General features: G+C 38.1%; 3 protein-coding genes and 1 pseudogene. 3 read left to right on the top strand and 1 reads right to left on the bottom strand.

Going from position 1 to position 5291, the window contains the following annotated elements:
* A pseudogene (locus ACFINC_RS08850) lies at positions 1–1448 on the bottom strand (autotransporter outer membrane beta-barrel domain-containing protein); the annotation flags it as partial.
* Positions 1449–2226: 778 nt separating this feature from the next.
* Here ACFINC_RS08850 and ACFINC_RS08855 point away from each other — a divergent pair.
* The 3 genes from ACFINC_RS08855 to ACFINC_RS08865 all read left to right on the top strand — a co-directional run.
* Entirely contained in the window at positions 2227–3354 is a 1128-nt protein-coding gene (locus ACFINC_RS08855; RefSeq protein ID WP_375616967.1) for a metallophosphoesterase, read from the top strand.
* 435 nt (positions 3355–3789) lie between these two features.
* A complete protein-coding gene (locus tag ACFINC_RS08860) occupies positions 3790–4749 on the top strand; it encodes a hypothetical protein (protein ID WP_375616968.1) in 960 nt (319 codons plus the stop codon).
* Between the two features lie 156 nt (positions 4750–4905).
* On the top strand, positions 4906–5291 hold a 386-nt coding region (locus tag ACFINC_RS08865; RefSeq protein WP_375616969.1), incomplete at its 3' end, for a phage tail protein.

Consider the following 5291-nt stretch of genomic DNA (forward strand, 5'->3'; position numbering starts at 1 on the left):
AATTCAATCATGCTACCAAGGTCATCAGAAGCTACACCAAGTCCATCACCATTTGTTTTTAGGATGACATCTGTGACAATAATATGCCCACCGTATGTTGTCGTTATTGCTTCCTCTTTTGCTGTTACGCTCCCTCCCGTCATTTCGATGATGGATTTTGAACCTTCCGCATAGAGTCCAGCATCATTATATGATGTAATTTTTGCATCGCCAGTTAAAGTGATGTTGCCGCCGTTTTGAGCAAATATTGCTGCTTTTTCTGCATTAAATGATCCTCCTAAGACTTTTACTGTGGAATCATATGCATCTATGGCAGTTTGTGCTTGCGTCACTGTTACATTATTTAAAGTGACATTACTGTTAGTTGCCTTGATTCCATTGATTAGTGGCGCATCATCTTTCCCACTTGATATCACTACATCTTTCAGTTTGTTTTCTTTGCTCTTGCTGTCCAAGAAGAAAGCACCAACTTTGGAAGCTGTAATGCTTCCCCCAGTCATTTTGATTGCGCCACTCTCTTGTGTTTTGAGCCCGATTGTAGCATCATTAATCGTTGTACTAGATAATTCAACCACACTGTTTTTGCCTTGAGACAAGGCACCGAATCCACTTTCGATTTTATTATCATTAGTAGATGTATTAGGGTTATTCCTCTTTGCTGTTAGAGTACTACCCGTGACAGTAATATGTCCACCTTCGTCTGCAGATAATGCTGCATCTTTTCCAATTACGCTTCCTCCTGTCATTATAATTTCGCTCTTTTCATCGATGGCATGAAGTCCGTTACCATTAGATGAGGTAACGTTAGTACCGCCATCTACAGTAATGGTGGTGCCGCTCATAGCATATACGCCATCCATTTTACCTTCGAATGATCCTCCGGATACGTTGATTCGAGAATTATTATTTGCGAGTATACCAACTTCTGCGTGCGTAACGTTTACATTTGTTAAAGTGATGTTACTTCCATTATCTGATTGCACTCCAATGAGTTGTGAAATTTCATTTTTATTATTTGATATCACTACATTTTGCAGTATATTTTTATCGCTGCCGTCAATATAAACGCCAGTTTGAGAAGTTGTAATGTTCCCCCCAGTTAGGTTGATGTTAGCGCCGTCTTTTACAGAAATACCGAAACGAACATCAGAATCAGTGCCTTGAATATTTAAGCCATTTAATTTAAGCGCACTGTTAGCACCTTCAACTGTTACAACATACTTATCATTGCTTGTATCTGCATTTGTGCTTTCATTTCCAGTTACAGTTACAGTGCTACCGGTGATTTTTCCTTTGTCTTTTACATAAATAGTCTCGTACGTTTTTTCGGATACTTCTTGTTGTTTTCCCTCAGAAACTTCGAGATTTTCAGCATGTGCACTGAACTGGATGTTGAACAGGATGATAGCGGCTGTAGCCGTGCATGATAAAAGAGATGTTTTATACACTAGTATTTCCCTTATGAGAGCCCCCAAATATTCATTTCCCCGCGAACTTCATAAGAAGAAGTGAAAATGGATAATTGTTATTAATTTCAGTAATTGTCCTTATTTGGTAAGATATTTTTGATTTTTTGTCAAAATTAAAAAATAAATAATATTAAATTTGTGTGAATTTATATTGAGCACACAATGTGTTTGTAATTATTTATATTATATAATTAAATTTATTGTAAATCTCTATTATAGAAATTATAAATATTATTATAATAATTACATAATTTATATTATTTTTTATAAAGTAATGATATTATTTTCTGTAATACTTATGCATTTTTATAGATTGTCAATGTAAGTGATGACGGTAATACTCAAACACTGTTGCTAGCACTTTTGATTATTTATACCTTATTTATCATAATATTCTAATATATTTGATCTTGATATCCAAAGGAGTTTGATGTTCTAGTATTAAGAATACATTTTTTCTCCTGTTGGGGATATTTTAATAGTATACGACTAAGTTTTTATAAGCTGTTGATGTATCGATGACATTTGAAAGAGCAAGAGCCCAAGCTTATAAATCATTAATCAATGAAGATGCTTCAAGTTGAAGGCTTTAAATCAACAGTGCTTTTATATCATCAAAGTGCACTTTCATTGAAGGATCATTGCTTTCATTATTTTGAATTTTTGACATATTCTTGACAAGAAAATTTAAAAAATTACTTCTGAGAAAATTTTTATAATACAATAAAATATGTAACGTTTTTATGGTGATAGGTTTATGAGATATAAAGTTAAATTGGTAATCACCGTGATTGCTTTTACTCTCTCTGGTTGTTTTAACCTTGATTCTGAAAAGTTAAGAAGGGACAAGAGGCTTTATCATGATGCATTTATGTGGCCTATGAAAGAAAAGTCTCTTGAGAAAAATTATACTGCTATCATCATGGCTGATCCGCAACCGTGGCGTTTAAACTCTGGTGATGCCAATGGAATATCAAACAGAGAGCCATGGTTAAAGATAAATGAGCAGGTTGCTGGTGTGATAAAAGCGCACAAGGCCGCGTTCCATATTGTCAATGGTGATCTGACGGAGTTTGGACAACAAAAAAACTATGATGATTATAAAAATGTTTATAAAACTCTTGGAGCGCCTGTCTATGAGGGGCTAGGGAATCACGATTATGCCAATAATGTTGGTAATTGTACAAATCCTCAAGAATTCAATTTTTACAAAGATGCTTGTGCTATAAGTGCAGTTTCAAGAATGGTATCGGAAATAAAAAAATACCGTAGTCAATTATTGCATTTCAATGCAGATGTTACTGAAAGTTTGGTTCCCATTTCGGGTGGAAATATTCTCTCGATAAGGGGGAGTTTGAGTTATTCTTGGGATTATGGAGATGTTCACTATGTGCAGCTTCACAATTATCCAAGCTATACTGTTGGTTTGAAGGGGCAGTCTACAGAAGTGCAAATCAATAAATCTTTAGATTGGCTTAAGAACGATTTAGCTGCTGCTGATGCAAGAGGTAAAGTGACAATCATTAATTTTCATGATGCGCGTGCTGCTTCCATTGATGGTGAATCCTTTTTTATTCGTAAAAAGAATGCTAAAGATTTGTCGATCTTTAAGTCAATTATTATCTCTCATAATGTTAAAGCAATCTTCGTGGGGCATACGCATTATCAGTCCTATTGCCGTGCGAAAAATGATAAGGTTTTTGGGAATATCCCTATCTATACAGCTGGTGCGCTTTTTAATGGAGATTATTACCTCATAGATGTGAAGGGAAAGACTATTCACGTTAAAGCCTATAATGGAGAAATAGGAAAACCGCTTTTAATTAAAGATCTTGGTGTTATAGGGAAAGACACCCAATTTTCCGCAAATTGCAGTCAGTTATAATAGGATTTTTTTCTCTGTTTTAAGGCATGAGGGAAAAACGTATCATATGTGCGGATTTAAAGAGCAATGAGAGTATCTGAGTGTTACTTAAAAATAGAATAAAAAATCAGATATCTTTTTATATATTTTTTCAAAGCTGCTAAGATTTCAGGTTAAGCGCTATAAGTGCAATGGTTTAATGTGAACAGAGCTTTAATACAAAACAGAATAATGTTTTTTATTCTATTTTTTCTTTTTTAGACGTTCATCTTTGAAGAGAAGGTGAGTGGGTCGAGGGAGTGTTCATAATTTGCTATCACACGTTGTCAAGAATTCCCAAGAAAGCTGTTTCTATTGGTTTTTTGTGGTATAATTATCAAGTTATGCCCTTTGTTAGAGTTTATAATATCTACTCGTGTGCAACTCTTTTCTTTTTCATAAGAAAAGTTTTTTGTTTTGATCAATTTTTTATTTATAGCATTCAAACAATTGATGTTTTATGATGCTGTACAATTTTTCTTCTTGCGATCCATGACTCTTCTGGTTGCTGTGTTTCGCGGAGTTATGATCTCAGGAAGTGCATTTTCTGCCTCTTTTGGTTTTATTGGGACAGTGATCGAAGTGGTTGGGGCAGGTATTGCCTCTGTTGTGGGAGCTGTTTTTACCCCAATAGGGGCTGTGGTTGCTGCTGTTGTGGCGGTTGTCCTTGCTGCTGGTTTTGCTTTGTGGAAATACTGGGACCGTTTCTCTTCTTTTGTCAAAGGTTTTGCACGGGGGGTATCTCGGGCTTGGGGGCGTGCCTTTGAAGCCGTCATGCGCTTTTTTGGTGCCGATACTACCACCATAACCAAATGGAAAAACATCATTGCTGCTGCTTTCGACTTCTCTTCCCATTGGCAAAAGTTTAAACAAGGACTTTCCTCTGTTGTCGAGTGGTTTGGCAATTTGTGGGAGGGCGTTAAACAAAGCTTTTCCAACTTTTGGCAATGGTTGAAGAGTTTTTTTACACAGGAAAAGCTCTCGGAGAGTGCCAAGGCTGGTATGGAACAAGCGGGCGAAGATCTGGCTAATTCGATTGTCGATGGCTTTATGTCGTCTATCTCACAATTGATGGATTTTTGTAAATCTTTGCCTAGCCGCATTAAGGGGTGGATTGGTTCCATTGATGTAAGAGAGTTTTTGCCAAGTTTTTTGGGGGGTAAAACAGCCATCCAACCGATTGCACAATTTGCGGGGGCGGGGCATGCCAATTACTCTGCGAGAGAGCAAAGAGACAAAGACCGTTCCCCCATCACACACAATCAAAACGTCACAGTGCATGTTAATGGGGCGCGTGAACCCATGGCCACTGGTCGTGCGGTTGCCCATGCTTTGCAACGGGCACGTGCCAATGCGCTGCATGGCGGGACAGAATGATACGGGCTGCAGAATAAGGGAAAAGATGGCGTACTGGAAAGAACACAATGAGGGGAGGGATGAAGTGCTAGGAGAGCGCAATGGTAGGAGAGATGCAATGTTACGTTTTGAAAGAGATGACGTGCTGGAAGGGATACAATCAAGGGGAGGGCGTCTATGAGAGATCCTTTGCTGATGTTAGGACCACATCTTTTTTATGTGGACTGGCTGAATTTCCAATCTTTTGAGGAAGAGTTTTCTGCTTCATGGGTTTGCCTAGAGCGTTTTGGTGAGGCTCCCGGTTTGCAATTTACCGGCTATGGCAATGATCCTAAAACCATCCATGGGGTGTTGTTTCCAGAAGAGTTTGGGGACCGGGTAGCGATAGATGCCATCACCAGAACCATTCGTGCTGCCAAGCCCGTTCAGATGATCCGTTGGATGAGTGACAATGGCTATAGCGCCATTCTCCATGGATCAGTGGTGATCACCAGTGTCACGAAAGATCACGACTATATTAGTCGCTCTGGTCAATCGGGGCGCATTCGCTATGCCATTAGCTT

This window comes from Bartonella sp. AP58NXGY (assembly GCF_042195785.1).
In the GTDB taxonomy this organism is placed as follows: domain Bacteria; phylum Pseudomonadota; class Alphaproteobacteria; order Rhizobiales; family Rhizobiaceae; genus Bartonella.